The following is a 235-nucleotide window of genomic DNA, read 5'->3' as shown; positions in this document are numbered from 1 at the left end:
AGCTGACGGCCAGCTGGTCACGCAACAACCTCAACCGTGGCATCCTGCCCACGGCGGGCAGCTCTCAGCTGCTGTCGCTGGAAGTGGCGGTGCCGGGCTCCGATGCGGATTACTACAAGCTCCGCTACAAGGGATCCAAGTTCTTCGAGCTGAGTCAGGACTGGTCACTCAAGTTCCGTACCGAGCTGGGCTATGCCAACTCGTTCTCCGGCGATACCTATCCGTTCTTCAAGAA

1 protein-coding gene is annotated in these 235 nt (G+C 59.1%); it reads left to right on the top strand.

Translation table 11 applies throughout. From position 1 onward, the window contains the following. Positions 1-235, top strand: a 235-nt coding sequence (locus tag R0J88_RS23560; RefSeq protein ID WP_410901397.1) for a BamA/TamA family outer membrane protein, incomplete at both ends; no start/stop codon positions are given.

Origin of the sequence: Pseudoalteromonas sp. SIMBA_162 (assembly GCF_046535955.1) — a bacterium.
In the GTDB taxonomy this organism is placed as follows: domain Bacteria; phylum Pseudomonadota; class Gammaproteobacteria; order Enterobacterales; family Alteromonadaceae; genus Pseudoalteromonas; species Pseudoalteromonas marina.
Note: the sequence above shows the minus strand (reverse complement) of the source record. Positions and strands in the feature narration are given on the sequence as shown.